Source organism: Pseudomonas sp. SORGH_AS_0199 (genome assembly GCF_031453735.1).
Lineage (GTDB): Bacteria > Pseudomonadota > Gammaproteobacteria > Pseudomonadales > Pseudomonadaceae > Chryseomonas > Chryseomonas aestiva.
Map to the genome: position 1 here is coordinate 2455155 of NZ_JAVJAE010000001.1, position 17238 is coordinate 2472392.

The 17238-nt window shown below is 64.6% G+C and carries 15 protein-coding genes and 6 tRNA genes; 11 read left to right on the forward strand and 10 right to left on the reverse strand.

The features are described from left to right. Nucleotides 1-65 precede the first annotated feature (65 nt). From QE444_RS11500 to QE444_RS11540, 9 genes are all read left to right on the forward strand, one after another. Nucleotides 66-944: a ParB/Srx family N-terminal domain-containing protein gene (locus QE444_RS11500; protein WP_309738602.1), complete on the forward strand. Its 879-nt coding sequence runs from the start codon at nt 66-68 to the stop codon at nt 942-944. Between the two features lie 99 nt (nt 945-1043). Further along, nucleotides 1044-1119, forward strand: a tRNA-Ala gene (locus QE444_RS11505). 41 nt (nt 1120-1160) lie between these two features. Beyond that, a tRNA-Glu gene (locus QE444_RS11510) sits at nt 1161-1236 on the forward strand. Between the two features lie 39 nt (nt 1237-1275). Beyond that, nucleotides 1276-1351 (forward strand) — tRNA-Ala (locus QE444_RS11515). A 34-nt stretch (nt 1352-1385) separates the two neighbouring features. After that, a tRNA-Glu gene (locus tag QE444_RS11520) sits at nt 1386-1461 on the forward strand. Nucleotides 1462-1501: 40 nt separating this feature from the next. Further along, nucleotides 1502-1577: transfer RNA gene (locus tag QE444_RS11525), tRNA-Ala, on the forward strand. Nucleotides 1578-1611: 34 nt separating this feature from the next. Further along, a tRNA-Glu gene (locus QE444_RS11530) sits at nt 1612-1687 on the forward strand. Between the two features lie 134 nt (nt 1688-1821). Further along, complete coding sequence (locus tag QE444_RS11535) at nt 1822-2964, forward strand: GNAT family N-acetyltransferase (RefSeq protein WP_208694748.1); 1143 nt, start codon at nt 1822-1824, stop codon at nt 2962-2964. After that, on the forward strand, nt 2958-3287 hold the full coding sequence (locus tag QE444_RS11540) for a YnfA family protein (RefSeq protein WP_133859435.1): 330 nt from the start codon (nt 2958-2960) through the stop codon (nt 3285-3287). The genes QE444_RS11535 and QE444_RS11540 overlap by 7 nt, the downstream gene beginning before the upstream one ends. A 15-nt stretch (nt 3288-3302) precedes the next feature. Here QE444_RS11540 and QE444_RS11545 read toward each other — a convergent pair whose 3' ends face one another. The 4 genes from QE444_RS11545 to QE444_RS11560 are packed head-to-tail and all read right to left on the reverse strand — an operon-like array spanning nt 3303 to nt 8297. Continuing rightward, nucleotides 3303-3533, reverse strand: a complete 231-nt coding sequence (locus QE444_RS11545) for a YheU family protein (RefSeq protein ID WP_158896618.1) — start codon at nt 3531-3533, stop codon at nt 3303-3305. 54 nt (nt 3534-3587) lie between these two features. After that, nucleotides 3588-4775, reverse strand: coding sequence for an osmoprotectant NAGGN system M42 family peptidase (locus QE444_RS11550; RefSeq protein ID WP_017640298.1), 1188 nt, complete (start codon nt 4773-4775; stop codon nt 3588-3590). Continuing rightward, a complete protein-coding gene (gene ngg, locus QE444_RS11555) occupies nt 4772-6511 on the reverse strand; it encodes an N-acetylglutaminylglutamine synthetase (protein WP_309738609.1) in 1740 nt (579 codons plus the stop codon). Before ngg ends, QE444_RS11550 begins: the two co-directional genes overlap by 4 nt. A gap of 13 nt (nt 6512-6524) precedes the next feature. Next, on the reverse strand, nt 6525-8297 hold the full coding sequence (locus QE444_RS11560; RefSeq protein WP_309738611.1) for an N-acetylglutaminylglutamine amidotransferase: 1773 nt from the start codon (nt 8295-8297) through the stop codon (nt 6525-6527). Nucleotides 8298-8694: 397 nt separating this feature from the next. On the opposite strand from QE444_RS11560, the gene QE444_RS11565 reads away from it, so the two are divergent. After that, nucleotides 8695-8955, forward strand: a complete 261-nt coding sequence (locus QE444_RS11565) for a type B 50S ribosomal protein L31 (protein WP_133859431.1) — start codon at nt 8695-8697, stop codon at nt 8953-8955. 24 nt (nt 8956-8979) lie between these two features. On the opposite strand, the gene metR is transcribed toward QE444_RS11565, so the two are convergent. The 5 genes from metR to QE444_RS11590 form a co-directional block, all read right to left on the reverse strand. Further along, on the reverse strand, nt 8980-9897 hold the full coding sequence (metR, locus tag QE444_RS11570) for a transcriptional regulator MetR (RefSeq protein ID WP_059227569.1): 918 nt from the start codon (nt 9895-9897) through the stop codon (nt 8980-8982). 150 nt (nt 9898-10047) lie between these two features. Next, nucleotides 10048-11577 carry a glycerol-3-phosphate dehydrogenase gene (glpD, locus tag QE444_RS11575; protein WP_309738616.1) on the reverse strand — a complete coding sequence of 510 codons (1530 nt, stop codon included), beginning with the start codon at nt 11575-11577 and terminating at the stop codon, nt 10048-10050. Between the two features lie 156 nt (nt 11578-11733). Beyond that, nucleotides 11734-12498, reverse strand: a complete 765-nt coding sequence (locus QE444_RS11580; protein ID WP_133859428.1) for a DeoR/GlpR family DNA-binding transcription regulator — start codon at nt 12496-12498, stop codon at nt 11734-11736. A gap of 169 nt (nt 12499-12667) precedes the next feature. After that, nucleotides 12668-14176, reverse strand: a complete 1509-nt coding sequence (glpK, locus tag QE444_RS11585; RefSeq protein ID WP_187978971.1) for a glycerol kinase GlpK — start codon at nt 14174-14176, stop codon at nt 12668-12670. A gap of 30 nt (nt 14177-14206) precedes the next feature. Beyond that, nucleotides 14207-15079 (reverse strand): MIP/aquaporin family protein, encoded by an 873-nt coding sequence (locus QE444_RS11590; RefSeq protein WP_133859426.1) that lies wholly within the window; start codon nt 15077-15079, stop codon nt 14207-14209. A gap of 297 nt (nt 15080-15376) precedes the next feature. Here QE444_RS11590 and QE444_RS11595 point away from each other — a divergent pair, with 297 nt between their 5' ends. Continuing rightward, entirely contained in the window at nt 15377-16159 is a 783-nt protein-coding gene (locus QE444_RS11595) for a PhzF family phenazine biosynthesis protein (protein ID WP_273862919.1), read from the forward strand. A 45-nt stretch (nt 16160-16204) separates the two neighbouring features. Here the strand turns inward: QE444_RS11595 and argF are convergent, their stop codons facing one another. Beyond that, the gene (gene argF, locus QE444_RS11600; protein WP_309738621.1) at nt 16205-17122 is read right to left on the reverse strand and encodes an ornithine carbamoyltransferase; all 918 of its coding nucleotides are present in this window, start codon (nt 17120-17122) and stop codon (nt 16205-16207) included. Nucleotides 17123-17238 lie beyond the last annotated feature (116 nt).

Here is a 17238-nt window from a genome sequence, read left to right on the forward strand (position 1 = left end):
GGCAGGAGTCTTCCCGGGAGGACCGTTGTCGGACCTGGGAAGACCTCTCGAGAAAGGAAGACCCCGTGTCGCCAGGAAGCCTGCTCCGGGTGCAATTGCGCCAGCTGCGCCCCACCCAGCCCGCGATCGGCCATGACCAGGTGCTGTACAAGCTTGGCAAGTACGCCTGCGACCGGCGCAAGCTGTTCGACGACTACTGCGAAGCCAACGGCCAGCACCTGAGTGGCGGCGTCCAGCCGAGCACCAGTCTGCGCTCGGCCGGTGACGCCCTCGGTGTGCGGCCGCCCGGTACCTGTCCGGATGAGATGAAGACCGTGGTCATCGGCCCGGGACGGCAGCTCTATCTCACCGATGGCCACCACACCTTTTCAGCCTTCTGGGAACACCCCGGCGGTGGTCCGGACACCTCGGTATGGGTCAGGGTCACCGACGACTTCAGTGGCGCTGCCAGCATGGCGGAATTCTGGATTCGCCTGCTCGACGAGCGCAAGGCCTGGCTCAAGGACCCCCAGGGCCGCCCGATCCTCCCCGAGCAGCTCCCGGAAACCCTGGGGCTCACCGCCATGGCCGACGATCCCTACCGTGCGCTGGTGTATTTCACCCGCCAGATCGGCTACGACAAGCCGCGTACCCCGGACGGTCGGGTGCTGCCGTCGGAATTCCTCGAGTTCTACTGGGCCGAGTGGCTGCGCATGCTGCTGCCCCTGCAGGGCTACGATCTCGACGATCGCAAGAGCTACGCCAAGGCCGTGGAGCAAGCCGCCCGTCTGATGGTGGCCAATCCCGGCATGCTGATCGGCAGTTCGGGGCGCACAGCGCTGGAGATGGGTGGCTATCGTGCCCTGGACAAGAAGGTCCTGCGCAAGCTCTCTGCCAGCGACGGCAAGTTCACCTACCTGCTGGCGGCCCGCGCCCAGCGTGCGGCCCTGTCCCGGGCGATCTAGCCGTTTTCCAGCTTAAGTGTCTGTTACTAGCAGGTTTTTTTCTTATTGGTGTTGACAGGGGGGGCCGGGCCTCTTAACATGCGCCCCGTCCTGACCGACGGGGCTATAGCTCAGCTGGGAGAGCGCTTGCATGGCATGCAAGAGGTCGACGGTTCGATCCCGTCTAGCTCCACCAAATTTCGGTTTCGCCTGCGGGGGAAATCGGTAGAAGGTTTCGTCCCCTTCGTCTAGTGGCCTAGGACACCGCCCTTTCACGGCGGTAACAGGGGTTCGAGTCCCCTAGGGGACGCCATATCAGTCACGTATCCCAGACGTGGCGAATGTTGTACGCGGGGCTATAGCTCAGCTGGGAGAGCGCTTGCATGGCATGCAAGAGGTCGACGGTTCGATCCCGTCTAGCTCCACCAAATTCGTGATCCGCAAGGGTCGCACCAGGGTAACGTCCCCTTCGTCTAGTGGCCTAGGACACCGCCCTTTCACGGCGGTAACAGGGGTTCGAGTCCCCTAGGGGACGCCATATCGGTCACGCAGCCCAGGCGTGGCAGGATGCTGTACTTGGGGCTATAGCTCAGCTGGGAGAGCGCTTGCATGGCATGCAAGAGGTCGACGGTTCGATCCCGTCTAGCTCCACCAAATTCGTGATCCGCAGGGATCGCACCAGGGTAACGTCCCCTTCGTCTAGTGGCCTAGGACACCGCCCTTTCACGGCGGTAACAGGGGTTCGAGTCCCCTAGGGGACGCCACACTCGAAAGAAACCGCCTCACGGCGGTTTTTTTTCGTCCGCACGAAAGCCCGCCGCCAGAGTCTTTCACAGGTGCCCGTCCGGGTACTCATCTGTGTTAGACCTGTAGGCCGAGTCCAAGCAAGGGGAGTGGGATGATCGTCGAGTATCTCTACAGCCTGGCCCAGGTGCCTGCCGCCGCGTGGAACGCGCTGCTGGTGGACGACCAGCCCTTTCTGCGGCATGAATTCCTTGCCACCCTGGAAGACAGTGGCAGCCTGGGGCAGGGGACCGGCTGGCAGCCGGCGCACCAGATCCTCAAGGATGACCAGGGGCATCTACGAGCCGCGATGCCGGCCTATCTGAAGATGCATTCCTATGGCGAATACGTCTTCGACTGGGCCTGGGCCGATGCCTGCCGCCGTGCCGGGATCGACTACTATCCCAAGCTGCTGGCCGCGGTGCCCTTTTCACCGGTGCAGGGCGCGCGCCTGCTGGGTGATCCGGCTGCCTGCGCGACCCTGCTCGACGCCACCACGAGCAGCCTGGCCGATCTGGAGCTCTCCAGCCTGCATGTGAACTTCACCGATCCCAAGGCCGATGCCCTGCTCCAGGATCGCGAGGGCTGGCTGGCGCGGCTTGGCTGCCAGTTCCACTGGCATAACCGCGGCTATCGCGACTATGGCGACTTCCTCGCCGCCCTGACCTCGCGCAAGCGCAAGCAGCTGCGCAAGGAACGCGACCAGGTTGCCGGCCTGGGCGTGGGTTTCGAGTGGCGTAAGGGCGATGAGCTGAGCGAGGCGGAGTGGGACTTCGTCTATGCCTGCTACGCCAACACCTACGAGGTGCGTGGCCAGGATCCCTATCTGACCCGCGCCTTCTTCAGTCTGCTGGCCGAACGGCTGCCCGAGGCGATTCGGGTGGTGCTGGTCCGCCAGGGCAGTCGGCCGGTGGCCATGGCCTTCTATCTCAAGGACGGTGACACCCTCTATGGCCGTTACTGGGGTTGCCTGCAGGAATTCGACCAGCTGCATTTCGAGACCTGTTTCTACCAGGGCATCGAATACGCCATCGCCGAAGGGCTGCAGCGCTTCGACGCCGGCGCCCAGGGCGAACACAAGCTGATTCGCGGCTTCGAACCGACCCTGACCCGTTCCTGGCACTATCTGGTGCATCCAGGCCTGAGAGCGGCGGTGGCGGAGTTTCTCGACCAGGAGCGCGATGGCGTCCAGGCCTATGCGCAGCGAGCCGCCGAGGCCTTGCCCTATCGCCAGGAAGACGGCGCGGCGCCATGCTGAACTATCTCTGGTTCCTGCTGGCGGCGCTGTTCGAGATCGCCGGCTGCTATGCCTTCTGGCTCTGGCTACGGCTGGATCGCAGTCCCTGGTGGATAGCGCCCGGGCTTGCCAGCCTGGTGCTCTTCGCCCTGTTGCTGACGCGTATCGAGTCGGCCTACGCCGGGCGGGCCTATGCGGCCTATGGCGGCATCTATGTGGTGGCCTCGCTGGGCTGGCTGGCGCTGGTCGAGCGCACCCGGCCGACCTGGACGGATCTGGCGGGCGGTCTGCTGTGCGTGGCCGGGGCGCTGGTGATCCTGCTGGCGCCGCGCGGCAGTGCCTGACAGGCGCGAGATGCGCTAGTCGTTCAGCAGTTCGGGCGGCACGTCGCGGCGCAGCACCAGTTGGCACAGCGCACTGTCCGGATCAAAGAGGATGACGGCCTCGCCGGTTTCCAGGGCGCGGCGAGCGCGCTGGGTACGGGTCGCCAGGGGTGTCTCGTCACCGTTGTCGGTGCCGTCGCGGGTGACGAAGTCTTCAAGCAGGTTGTCCAGGGTGGCGGCAGCGAGCTGGTCGTGGGGGATGATCATCGAGAGGTGCCTGGAAAAAGGCGCCCAGGATACCCCAGGCGCTTGGTTCGAACGCTATTTGCTGCCGTCGCCGACGACCTCCTCCAGCGGCGGCAGGTGCGTCTGGTTGTCCATCTGGGTGTCTTCCGGTAGCAGCTGATGACCGAAGCGATCCAGCGAGCTGTCGGCCGGCTGCGCATCGCTGTCGAACACCGGCGGGCTGAGCATGTACCCGGTCAGCAGCTGGCTGAGCGCCGCCAGGCTGACGATATGGGTGCGCTCGTAGCCATGGGTGGCGTCGCAGCCGAATGCCAGCAGGGCGACCCGCACGTCCTGGCCGGAACTGATCGCCGAGTGGGCGTCGCTGTAGTAGTAGCGGAACAGGTCGCGGCGCACCGGGATGTCGTTGCGCTGCGCCAGGCGCAGCAGGTGCCGTGACAGGTGATAGTCGTAGGGACCAGCGGAGTCCTGCATGGCCACGCTGACGCGGTGCTCGTCGGAGCGCTGTCCGGGCGCCACGGGGGCGATGTCGATGCCGACGAATTCGCTGACGTCCCAGGGCAGGGCACCGGCGGCGCCCGAGCCCACCTCCTCGGTGATGGTGAACAGCGGGTGGCAGTCGATCGGTGGGGTCTGGCCGGTTTCCTTGAGCATCTTCAAGGCGGTGAGCAGGGCGGCGACGCCAGCCTTGTCGTCCAGATGGCGCGAACTGATGTAGCCGCTGTCGGTGAACTCCGGCAACGGATCGAAGGCGACGAAGTCGCCGACCTGCACGCCCAGTTGCTCGGTCTCGTGGCGACTCTTAGTCACGGCGTCCAGGCGCAATTCGATGTGGTCCCAGGTCACCGGCATCTTGTCGATTTCGGTGTTGAAGGCGTGGCCGGAGGCCAGCAGCGGCAGCACGCTGCCTCTCAGGGTACCGTCATCGGTGAACAGGCTGACGCGGCTGCCTTCGGCGAAGCGGCTCGACCAGTGGCCCACGGCCGCCAGGCCCAGACGGCCGTTGTCCTTGATCTCGCGGACGATGGCGCCAATGGTGTCCAGATGCGCGGAGACGGCGCGATCCGGACTCTCCTTGTGGCCCTTGATGGTGGCGCGAATGGTGCCGCGGCGGGTCAGCTCGAAGGGGATGTCCAGTTCGTTGAGCCGTTCGGCGACGTACATGACGATGGTGTCGGTGAAGCCCGTGGGGCTGGGGATCGCCAGCATGTCCAGCAGGACCTTGCGCAGGTAATCCAGATCGGGCTCGGGCAAGCGATTCATAGCGGAACCTCCCGGGACAGCGGGAACAGCAGGTCGATGAAGCGTTCGGCGGTGGGCCGCGGCTCGTGGTTGGCCAGGCCCGGTCGCTCGTTGGCTTCGATGATGACGTAGTCAGGTGAATCGGCGGCTGGGACCAGCAGGTCCATGCCGGTGACGGGGATGTCCAGAGCGCGCGCTGCCTGGATGGCCGCGTCGGCGAGCACCGGATGCAGACTGTCGGTGACATCCTCCAGGATGCCGCCGGTGTGCAGGTTGGCCGTCTTGCGTACGGGCAGGTGGGTGCCGGCGGGCAGCACGCTGTCCCAGTCGTGACCGGCACCGCGGATGGCGCGTTCGGTTTCCTCGTCCATCGGGATGCGCGACTCGCCGCCGGTAGCGGCCTGACGGCGGCGGCTCTGGGCTTCGATCAGGTCCCGGACGCTGTGCTGGCCATCGCCGACGATTTCCGCCGGCCGGCGAATGGCCGCGGCCACCACCTCGTGACCAATGACCACCACCCGCAGATCGAGGCCCTGGTGAAAGCTTTCCAGCAGCACACGATCGTCATGGCGCCGCGCCGCCTGGATGGCGGTGGCAAGGTGCTCGGCGTCGCGGATGTCCACGGCCACGCCCTTGCCCTGTTCGCCATTGACCGGCTTGACCACCAGGGCGCCATGCTTCTCCAGAAAGGCGGTGTTGTCTTCGTCGCTGCCCGCCATCTGCTGCTCGGGGACCTTCAGCCCGGCACGGGCCAGGGTGCGACTGGTCAGCACCTTGTCGGCGCAGAGGGTCATGGTCACGGCGGAGGTGAGATCGGTGAGGGATTCGCGGCAGCGGATGCGGCGGTTGCCCTGGATAAGGGTGAAAAGACCCCCTTCGGCATCGTCCACCTGCACCTCGATGCCACGCCGCAAGGCTTCGTCGACGATGATCCGTGCATAGGGATTCAGCTCGGCGGCAGGGCCGGGGCCGAGGAACAGCGTCTGGTTGATGCCGTTCTTGCACTTGATGGCGAAGGTCTGCAGCGGGCGGAAACCCAGCTTGTCGTAGAGTCGCTTGGCCTGCAGGTTGTCATGCAGCACCGACAGGTCCAGATAGGCCAGGCCGCGGCTGGCATAGTGCTCGATCAGGTGGCGAACCAGCGCCTCGCCGACACCGGGCCGGCTGCACTCGGGCGAGACCGCCAGGCACCACAGCGAGGAGCCGCCATCGGGATCCCTGAAGGCCTTGACGTGATTGAGGCCCATCACCGAGCCGATGATGGCGCCGCTGTCGTCGTCTTCCGCCAGCCAGTAGACCGGACCACCCTTGTGCCGCGGCGTCAGCCGCTCGGTGTCCACGGGCAGCATATGGCGCTGCTGATAGAGCCGATTGATCTCGCTCCAGTCCTGCGCGGAGCAGGCGCGGCGGATACGAAAGCCGCGATAGATCCGGCGTGCCGGGCGATAGTCGCTGAACCAGACCCGCAGGGTATCACTGGGGTCGAGAAACAGCTGTTGTGGCGCCTGGGCCAGCACCTGATGCGGAGCGGCCACGTAGAGGGCGATGTCGCGCTCGCCGGGCGTTTCGGTGAGCAATTCCTTGGCCAGACTGGCGGGATCGGGATAGGTGTGACCGATGAGCAGCCGTCCCCAGCCGCAATGGAGGCAGAGCGGCTGGGAGGTCGGATGGTCGCCTTCCGCCAGGCGCGCCTGCAGCCGTTCGTAGGAGGGCGTCTGGGCACGCTGGAGGCGCTGGTTGTAGCTGGTCGCTTTCATGCGTCTTGCACCCTCACAGTCCGTGTTCGCTCATCCAGAGGTTGAGCGCGGCGAGTTGCCAGAGCTTGGAACCGCGCAGAGGCGTGATGCGATCGGCCGGATTGGTCAGCAGGCGATCGATCTCGGCAGTGTCGAACAGGCCGCGATCCTGGCTGGGATCCAGCAGCAGCTCGCGTACCCAGGTCAGGGTGTTGCCTTCCAGGTGCTTGAGGCCCGGCACCGGGAAATAGCCCTTGGGTCGGTCGATCACCTCTTGAGGAATGACCTTGCGCGCGGCAGCCTTGAGTACCTGCTTGCCGCCATCGCCCAATTTGAATTCGGCGGGAATGCGCGCCGAGAGTTCGGCCAGGCGATAGTCGAGGAAGGGCACCCGGGCTTCCAGGCCCCACGCCATGGTCATGTTGTCGACCCGCTTGACCGGGTCATCCACCAGCATCACGGTGCTGTCCAGGCGCAGGGCCTTGTCGACCCCGGCGCTGGCGCCCGGCTTGGCGAAGTGCTGACGGACGAAGGCTTCGGCGGCGTCTTCCTCCAGGCGTACACCCGCCTGCACGGTGGCGGCGTACTGGGCGTAGTCGCGATCGAAGAAGGCGGCGCGGTAGGCGGCGAAGGGATCGGCGGCGCCATGTACCTGGGGATACCAGTGGTAGCCGGCGAAGAGTTCGTCCGCACCCTGACCGCTCTGCACCACCTTGCAGTGCTTGGAGACCTCACGCGAGAGCAGGTAGAAGGCGATGCAGTCGTGACTGACCATCGGCTCGCTCATGGCGGAGAAGGCACGCGGCAGCTGCTGGATGATCTCGTCTTCGGCGATGCGCATTTGATGGTGGCGAGTGCCGTAGTGGTTGGCGATCAGATCGGAATACTGGAATTCGTCGCCGCGCTCGCCACCGGCATCCTCGAAGCCGATGGAGAAGGTCAGCAGGTCCTTGACTCCCGAATCGTGCAGCAGGCCCACCAGCAGACTGGAATCCACCCCGCCGGAAAGCAGTACCCCAACCTCGCGCGCCGCACGCTGGCGAATCGCCACGGCGTCCTTGAGACCATGCAGGACCCGCTCGGCCCAGTCGTCCAGGGTATAGCGGCGCTCGTCTTCACGGGGACCGTAGTCCAGGTTCCACCAGGTCTCCTGGTGCTGCTGGCCGGACGCATCCACGGTCATCCAGGTCGCCGGCGGCAGCTTTTGCACGCCCTGCAGGATGGTACGCGGCGCCGGTACCACGGCATGGAAGTTCAGGTAGTGGTTGAGCGCGACCGGATCGATACGGGTGTCGATGTCACCGGCTTCCAGCAGGGCGGGCAGGCTGGAAGCGAATCTCAGGCGCCTGTCGGTGAACGAGAGATACAGCGGCTTGATCCCCAGGCGATCCCGGGCGATGAACAGCCGGCCACTGTCACGCTCCCAGATGGCGAAGGCGAACATGCCATTGAGCTTGGGCAGCATGTCCTTGCCCCAGGCGTGATAGGCCTTGAGCAGGATCTCGGTGTCACCCCCGGAATAAAAGCTATAACCCTTGGCTTCCAGCTCGGTACGCAGTTCCGGATAGTTGTAGATGGCGCCGTTGAACACCATGGACAGACCCAGTTCCGGCTCGATCATGGGTTGGCCCGAAGCTTCCGCCAGATCCATGATCTTCAGCCGGCGATGGCCCAGGGCGACCGGTCCCTGGCTATGGAAGCCCCAGGCATCGGGTCCGCGCTGTTCGAGGCGGTGGGTAATACGCTCCACCACGCTGATGGCTGCGGGTTGTTGATCGAAACGAAGCTCTCCGGCGATGCCGCACATGGTTCTGTGCCTCTTGAATCCTTGGGATGCGGCGCGGTGAGTTCAATCCCGAACCCGGCGTGCGCATCCAATGCGTGTGGACTTCTCGCGATCCTTGAGAAGCCAATGCAGGGGCGCGGTGCGTGTGGGAGGCGTGGAGCGGACAGGTCGTCTGTCTGGCGCTCCAGGTCTGAACGCACGCATTGACCGACAGCAGGTCTCAGAGAGGGTGGGGTGCCGCCGGTCAGGGCCTCAGGTTACGAGCCCCGGGCGCGGCGGATGGTTCCATCGAAAAGCCCGTGGCTGCCGCCACCGTCACAGGTGCGGCTGTCAAACTTGCTTGTTGATGTTATAATGTATCTTTATCGGGCCCAGCGATGACCTGTCGTCGTCGCTGCCCCAGACCAGGAGACGCCTCATGAGACCCGGTATCCATCCCAACTACCGTCCCGTGCTGTTCCACGACACCACCTCGGACACCTACTTCCTGATCCGCTCCACTGCCGAGAGCGATCGGACTCAGGAATACGAAGGGGAGACCTATCCCTACATCAGTCTGGACGTATCCAGCGCCTCCCACCCGATCTACACCGGCGAGCAGCGCCAGATGAAGGTCGAAGGTCGTGTCTCGAGCTTCAACAAGAAGTTCGCCGGCTTCCCGGGTGGCAACAGCAAGTAAGCCCCTCGCGAGCAGCGCGCCGACTCAGCGCGCGCTGCTGACCCCTTCCAGGGTGGCGAAGGAGGTGTCCTTGGCGGTCAGCAGGAAATCCTGCATGAAAGGCGCCTCCAGCATGTCTTCGCGGATCGCCGCATAGAGCGTCGCATACAGCCCCTTCTCACCGAGTCGGCGCGCGGTGACATAGCCGCGTGAGCTGTATTCGTGAATCGCCCAGTTGGGCAGGCAGCAGACGCCACGACCCGACGCCACCAGCTGCAGCATCATCACCGTCATCTCCGCCGTGCGTATCGACAACGGCTCGACGTCGGCCGGATCGAGAAAGCGGGTGAAGATATCCAGTCGATCGCGCTCCACCGGATAGGTGATCTGCGTTTCCTGGGCGAGGTCCTCAGGGACGATATAGGGACGCTGCGCCAGCGGATGCTGGTTGGCCACCGCCAGCAGGGCCTCGTAGGTGAACAGTGGCACGTAGGTGACGCCCGAAAGGTCCACCGGATCGGCCGTCACCACCAGATCCAGATCGCCTCGGGCCAGGGCCGGCAGGGGCGCGAAGGAGAACCCGGAGGCCAGGTCCAGCTCCACTTCCGGCCAGGAATCACGGAATTGGTCGATGGTGGGCATCAGCCACTGGAAGCAGCTGTGGCATTCGATGGCCATGTGCAGCCGTCCCGCGGTCCCGCCCACCAGCCGCGCCAGGTCCCGCTCGGCACTGCGCAGATGCGGCAACACCGCGTCCGCGGTCTGCAGCAGCCGCAGGCCGGCACTGGTGAAGCGGATGGGCTTGGTCTTGCGGATGAACAGTGGGGTACCCAGGCGCTCTTCCAGTTCCTTGAACTGATGGGAGAGGGCGGATTGGGTCAGGTGCAAACGCTCCGCCGCTTCCACCAGGCTGGAGGATTCGCGGAGAGCATGCAGGGTTTTCAGGTGACGGAGTTCGAACATGGCACTGGCGCTGGAAGTAAAGCCGCATCATGAAGACTTTTCATGGTACTGGCCATCTTCCGCCACGCCAGCCGCTGCAGAATCCACTGCGATTGATGAATCGAGTGCCCCCAACCAGATTGCCCGCCTGGGGACAGACCAGAACCCCACTCAGGCGGCGTTGCTGTCCTTGCTGTCCTGGGCCGGTTCCGAATGCGCCAGGAAGTCTTCCAGCGCAGCCCGTTCGGCATCGCTGAATACCAGGCCCAGCTTGGTCCGCCGCCAGAGCACGTCATCGGCACTGGTGACCCACTCGTATCGTTGCAGGTACTCGACTTCCCGCGCGTACAGGTCGGCACCTATCACCTTGCCCAGCGTCTCCACCGAGCGTCCGTCACCGAGCAGGGTCCAGACCCGGTTGCCATAGGTGGTTGCCCAACGCTGCGCGAGGGCTGGCGTCAGGCCACTGACCTTGTCCAGCAACTCGCGGGTCAGCGCCTGGGGTGTGGTCATGTTCTCGCCACCGGGCAGCGGTGCCGATGCGGTCCAGCTGTTGCCCAGCTGCGGGAAGAAGGGCTGCAACTGCGCCATCGCCGACTCGGCGAGCTTGCGGTAGGTGGTCAGCTTGCCCCCGAACACCGATAGCAGCGGGGCACCCTGCTCCTCGGCCAGCGACAGGGTGTAGTCGCGGGTGATGGCGGAAGGGTTGTCCGATTCGTCGTCGCACAGCGGGCGTACGCCGGAGAAGGTATGCAGAACATCGTCGCGGCTGAGCTGCTTGCGGAAGTGGGCATTGGCCACGCCCAGGACATAGTCGATTTCCTGGTCGGTGATGGTCACCTTGGCCGGATCGCCCTGGTACTCGCGATCCGTGGTACCGACCATGGTGTACTGGCCGAGATAGGGAATGGCGAAGACGATGCGGCGATCTTCGTTCTGCATGATGTAGGCCTGCTCGCCTTCGTACAGCTTGGGCACGATGACGTGACTGCCCTGGATCAGGCGGATCCCGTAAGGCGACTTCTGCTGCAGGTCCTGGCGAATGAAGCTTGCGACCCAGGGACCGGCGGCATTGACCAGGCCCTTGGCACGGATCTGCTGGCGACCCTGAGGACCTTCGACCTCGACCTCCCAGTGACCCTCGACGCGGCGGGCGCTGACGCAACGGGTGCGGGTCACGATGTCGGCACCCTTGTCACGCGCCTGCATGGCGTTGAGCACCACCAGGCGGGCATCGTCCACCCAGCAGTCGGAATATTCGAAGCCGCGCTTGATCTCGGCCTTGAGCGGCCCCTGGGCATCGAACTTCAGGCCACGGGAACCCGGCAGCTTTTCGCGCTTGCCGAGGTGGTCATAAAGGAAGAGACCGGCCCGGATCATCCACGCCGGACGCAGGTGCGGGCGGTGGGGCAGGACGAAGCGCATCGGCTTGACGATATGGGGCGCCTTGGCCAGCAGCACCTCACGCTCGGCGAGGGCTTCGCGCACCAGGCGGAATTCGTGATGTTCCAGGTAGCGCAGGCCGCCGTGGATCAGCTTGCTGCTGGCGGACGAGGTATGGCTCGCCAGGTCGTCGCGTTCACAGAGAAACACCGACAGACCCCGACCGGCGGCATCGGCCGCGATGCCTACGCCGTTGATGCCACCGCCGATGACGGCGAGATCGTAAGTCCGGGGAGTTGCAGTGGGTGCCTGGGCCATGATGCCTCCTGTGAAACGAACATAATTATTCGGTTTCGAACATAATAGCCCAGCAAAAACTCAGGTTCTAGCCAGGTCTGTGTCTTCAGACCGCTAAAACGAAAAAAAACGAATATAGAGAGAAGACAGGCGACGAATGGTCGTCGCCCGGGGAGCTCAGCGCGGGCGCGCCACTTCCACCTTGACCTGCCATTCCTGCAGGCAGCGGGCGAAGGCGGGTGACGGCTCGCGCTCGGTGAAGAGCTGGTCGATCTGCTCCAGGCTGCCCAGGCGGATCATGGCGTTGCGACCGAACTTGCTGGAATCGGCGGCAAGAAACACCTGGCGGGCGTTATGGATGATGGCCTGGGAGACGCAGACCTCCTGGTAGTCGAAGTCCAGCAGGGTGCCGTCTTCGTCGATGCCGCTGATGCCAACCAGGGCGTAGTCGACCTTGAACTGCTTGATGAAGTCGGCGGTCGCCTGGCCCACCACGCCGCCGTCGCTGCGCACCTTGCCGCTGGCGATCAGGACGTCGAAGTCGTCCTTGGCGCTGAGGATGTTGGCCACGTGCAGGTTGTTGGTGATGACCTTGAGGCTGCGATGCCCGAGCAGGGCATGGGCGATGGCCTCGGTGGTGGTGCCGATATTGATGAACAGCGAGGCATGGTCGGGTACGGCGGCGGCCACGGCTTCGGCGATCAGGCGCTTTTCCTCGCGCATCTGGCCGGCCCTCATGCTGTATTCGGTGTTCTCCACGCTGGAGTCGTGGGCAGCGCCGCCATGGTAGCGCCGCAGCAGGCCGGCCTCGGCGAGCTGGTTGATATCGCGGCGGATCGTCTGCGGGGTGACGGAGAAATGCTGGGCCAGCTCTTCGATGCTGACGTAGCCGCGCTCACGGACCAGTTCGAGAATCTGCTGTTGGCGAGGCGCCAGGCTCATTGCGGCTTCCTTGAGGTGATCGAGTAAATTCACAGAGGATGCCGTAGGTCTTTCCGGGTGGAAAGCGCTTGTCGCGCAAAGCAAGACCGGCGTCGGAAGACGCCGGTCTCATGGAGAGCCGTCCGGAAGGCCGCCGGGCAACCGCCGGCACCTTCCGCAACGGAGTCACTCAGTCCAGGGCCCAGCCGCGGGTGCGCTCGACGGCCTTTTTCCAGCCCTTGTACAGGGTGTCTCTCTTGGTCGGGTCGCATGCCGGTTCGAAGACCCGTTCGATGGTGCTCTTGCTGCGCAACTCGTCCAGGCTGCTCCAGAAACCGGTGGCGAGACCGGCCAGGTAGGCCGCGCCAAGGGCGGTGGTCTCCTTCATTACCGGCCGCTCGACCCGGGTACCGAGCACGTCCGACTGGAACTGCATGAGGAAGTTATTGGCGGTGGCGCCGCCGTCTACGCGCAGGGACTTCAGGGCTTCGCCAGCGTCCTGCTGCATGGCATCCAGCACATCGCGGGTCTGGAAGGCGATGGATTCCAGGGTGGCGCGGATGATGTGGTCCACCTTGACGCCACGGGTCAGGCCGAACAGCGCACCGCGGGCATAGGGATCCCAGTAGGGCGCGCCCAGGCCGGTGAAGGCCGGGACCAGGTAGACGCCGTTGCTGTCGGTCACCTTGGTGGCGAAGTACTCGGAGTCCAGGGAGTCGTTGATCACCTTGAGTTCGTCGCGCAGCCACTGGACGGTGGAGCCACCGTTGAAGATGGCGCCTTCCAGGGCGTAGTTGACCTCGCCGCGGGGACCGCAGGCGATGGTGGTCAGCAGGCCGTGCTGGGACTGTACCGCCTTCTCGCCGGTGTTCATCAGCAGGAAGCAACCGGTGCCATAGGTGTTCTTGGCCTGGCCGGGTTCCACGCACATCTGGCCGAACAGCGCCGCCTGCTGATCGCCGGCGATACCGGCGATGGGGATGCCGGTGGTCTGGCCGCTGCCCAGGTGCGCGTGGCCATAGACCTCGGAGGAGGACTTCACTTCCGGCAGCATCTCGCGCGGGATGTCCAGCACCTCGAGCATGGTGGCGTCCCACTCGCGCTTGTGGATATCGAACAGCAGGGTGCGCGAGGCGTTGGTGTAGTCGGTCACGTGGGCCTGACCCTGGGTCATCTTCCAGATCAGCCAGGTATCGACGGTGCCGAACAGCAGCTCGCCACGGCGGGCGCGTTCACGGCTGCCTTCGACATGATCGAGGATCCACTTGATCTTGGTGCCCGAGAAGTAGGGGTCGATCACCAGGCCGGTGGTCTTGCGGATATGGTCTTCCATGCCGTCGCGCTTGAGCTGGTCGCAGATCGCGGTGCTCTGGCGGCTCTGCCAGACGATGGCGTTGTAGATGGGACGGCCGGTGGTCTTGTCCCAGACGATGGCGGTTTCCCGCTGGTTGGTGATGCCGATGGCGGCGATCTGCTCGTTGCTGATGCTGGCCTGGGCCAGCGCCTCGACGAACACCGCGCTCTGGGTGGCCCAGATCTCCATGGGGTCGTGCTCGACCCAGCCGGCCTGCGGGTAGATCTGCGCGAATTCGCGCTGGGCGATGGTCACCACGTTGGCGTTACGGTCCAGCACGATGGCGCGCGAGCTGGTGGTGCCCTGGTCGAGCGCGACGATGTACTGCTTGTTCTGGTCGGTCATGGTCTTGTTCCTTATTGTGATTCGCGGCGATCAGGACGCTTTGGAGGCGGAGGTCACTTCGGTGCGGGCACTGTCCTCGGCCTTGGCCGGGACGTCGCAGGCACCCGAAGCCAGGCCGGGCAGATGGCGGCAAATCAGCGCCTTGTAACCGGCGGCGCCCAGGCAGGCACCGACGATGGGGCCGAAGATGGGCACCAGGAAGTAGGGGATGTCACGGCCACCGGTGAAGGCGATCTCGCCCCAGCCGGCAAAGAAGGTCATCAGCTTGGGTCCGAAATCGCGAGCCGGGTTCATGGCGAAGCCGGTCAGCGGACCCATGGAGCCACCGATCACGGCGATCAGCAGGCCGATCAGCAGGGGTGCGAGCGGACCGCGGGGCAGGCCGTTGCCGTCGTCGGTGAGGGCCATGATCATGGCCAGCAGGATGGCGGTGATGACGGCCTCGACCAGGAAGGCCTGGCCAACCGACAGGGACGGATGGGGATAGGTGGAGAAGACGCCGGCCAGCTCCAGGCTCGCCTGGCTGCCGCGGACCATGTGATGGGCCTGTTCATAATCGAAAAACAGGCTGCTGTAGAGGCCGTAGACCAGCGCCGCACCGCAGAAGGCGCCGGCCACCTGGGCCAGGATGTAGGCCGGGACCTTGCGTCTTTCGAAGCCACCGAACAGCCAGAGGGCGATGGTGACGGCCGGACTGAGATGCGCGCCGGAGACACCGGCGGACAGGTAGACCGCCATGCTCACGCCGACGCCCCAGATGATACTGATCTCCCAGAGGCCGAGAGTAGCGCCGCCGACCTTCGCGGCCGCCACGCAACCGGTACCGAAAAAGATGAGGAGGGCTGTGCCGAGGAATTCGGCGATGCATTGACCGCGTAGCGTTGGAGCCGGAAGAGTACTCATGGAGGAGCCTCGTGGTTGTTGTATTTATAGGTGGCCGGAGAGCCATTTGTTCGCAACCGAAAATCTAATTTCAAATATGAAAGCTGTCAAAGCTCCTGAGCGCAAAAACAGTGACGACGTTCGACAATTCATTGCCGATGCGACGCCGCCTGCTATTTTGGTCATAGGACTTCTGGCGACAACCGGCCGGTTGGCAGGTCTCAAGGTATAGCCGTTGCTGTCAGGGATCATCAGAGGCCGGGTGCCCGTGCGACGTCGATGCTTGCTGTTTCTCTTCTTCTGCTCAGGGTAGCGCGCATGCCCCTAGAATTTCATCAGGTCGATGCCTTCACCGATCAGTTCTTCCGTGGCAATCCCGCCGCGGTCTACCGCCTGGACAGCTGGCCGGCCGATGAGCTGCTGCAGCGGATCGCCACCGAGCACAATCTTTCGGAAACCGCCTTCGTGGTGTGGGAGGAGGACACCTGGCGCATCCGCTGGTTTACCCCGCGGACCGAGGTACCCCTGTGCGGTCATGCCACCCTGGCTGCCGCGCACATCCTGTTCGAAATCTATGGCGAAGCGGGTGATCGCCTGGAGTTCATCAGTCAGTCGGGCGTCCTGCGGGTGTTTCGCGAAGCCGATGGACTGCTGGCGCTGGATTTCCCCGCGCTGGTGCCCACGGAGCAGGGGGTGACTCCCGAGCTGGAACGTGCCCTGCGGGTCTCGCCGGTGGATGCCCTGGCGGCGGACAAGCTGCTGGTGCTGCTGGAGTCGGAGCAGGCGGTGCGTGACTGCAAGCCGGACCTGGCGGCCATCGCCCGGCTCCCCTGGCAAGGCGTCATCGTGACCGCGCGGGGGCAGGAGGTGGACTTCGTTTCGCGCTTCTTCGCCCCGGCAGTGGGTGTGGATGAAGATCCCGTCACCGGTTCGGCGCATTGCAGCCTGATTCCCTACTGGTCGCGACGACTGGCCAAGCGGATGCTCACCGCCCAGCAGCTTTCGGCCCGGGGCGGGCAGCTCAGGTGTCGACTGGAGGGCGACCGGGTCAGTATCGCCGGGCGGGCGGTGACGGTGCTGCGTGGACAGCTGTTGCTGTAGCGAAAGGGTCTCGACTGCCTGACGCAGCCGAGGCTTCTGCCGGGTTCAGGCGTGCAGCGGCGGCCTGATGAGAAATTCGAGCAGGGCCTTCTGGGCATGCAGGCGATTTTCGGCTTCGTCCCAGACCACGGCGCGGGCATCGTCCAGCAGGGTGTGGCTGATCTCTTCCCCGCGGTGGGCCGGCAGGCAGTGCATGAACAGCACATCGGGCGCGGCGCCATCGAGCAGTTGGGCGGTGACCTGGTAGGGCTTGAAGGCCGCCAGGCGCAGGCGGGTTTCCTCTTCCTGGCCCATGGAGGTCCAGACGTCGGTACTGACCAGGTGGGCCTGGGCCACCGCCTCGCGTGGATCCCGGGTCAGCTGCACGCGATCGCCGGCGCGTTCGAGGAAGCGCGGATTGGGCTCATAGCCTTCCGGGCAGGCGATGCGCAGGGTGAAATCGAGCTGCTCGGCCGCTTCGATGTAGCTGTTGCACATGTTGTTGCCATCGCCGATCCAGGCCACGGTCTTGCCGCGGATATCGCCCCGATGTTCGAAGAAGGTCTGCATGTCGGCGAGCAGCTGGCAGGGGTGCAGATCATCCGACAGGCCATTGATTACCGGCATCCTGGAATTGGCGGCGAAGGTGGTGAGCATCTCGTGAGCATAGGTACGGATCATCACGCCGTCGAGCATGCTCGACATGACGCGGGCGCTGTCCGGGACAGGTTCGCCGCGACCAAGTTGGGTATCACGGGAAGAGAGGAAGATCGCCTGGCCGCCGAGCTGGATCATGCCGGCCTCGAAGGAGAGGCGGGTACGGGTCGAGGCCTTTTCGAAGATCATGCCCAGGACGCGATTGCGCAGGGGCTCGTGCAGCACACCCCGGTTGCGCAGGGCCTTGAGCTCGATGCCGCGTGCGATGAGTTGCCGGAGTTCCTCGGGGGAACAGTCCATGAAAGAGAGAAAGTGGCGAACCGTCATTTCGTTACCCTAGCGTCCCGTCCCGGTAACGGCCGTCCATGGAGGACGCGGCGAACCTGAGAGCATGCCGTTTCAAACGGCGGAAAGACCAAAGGCGAAATGGTATAAGTTCATGT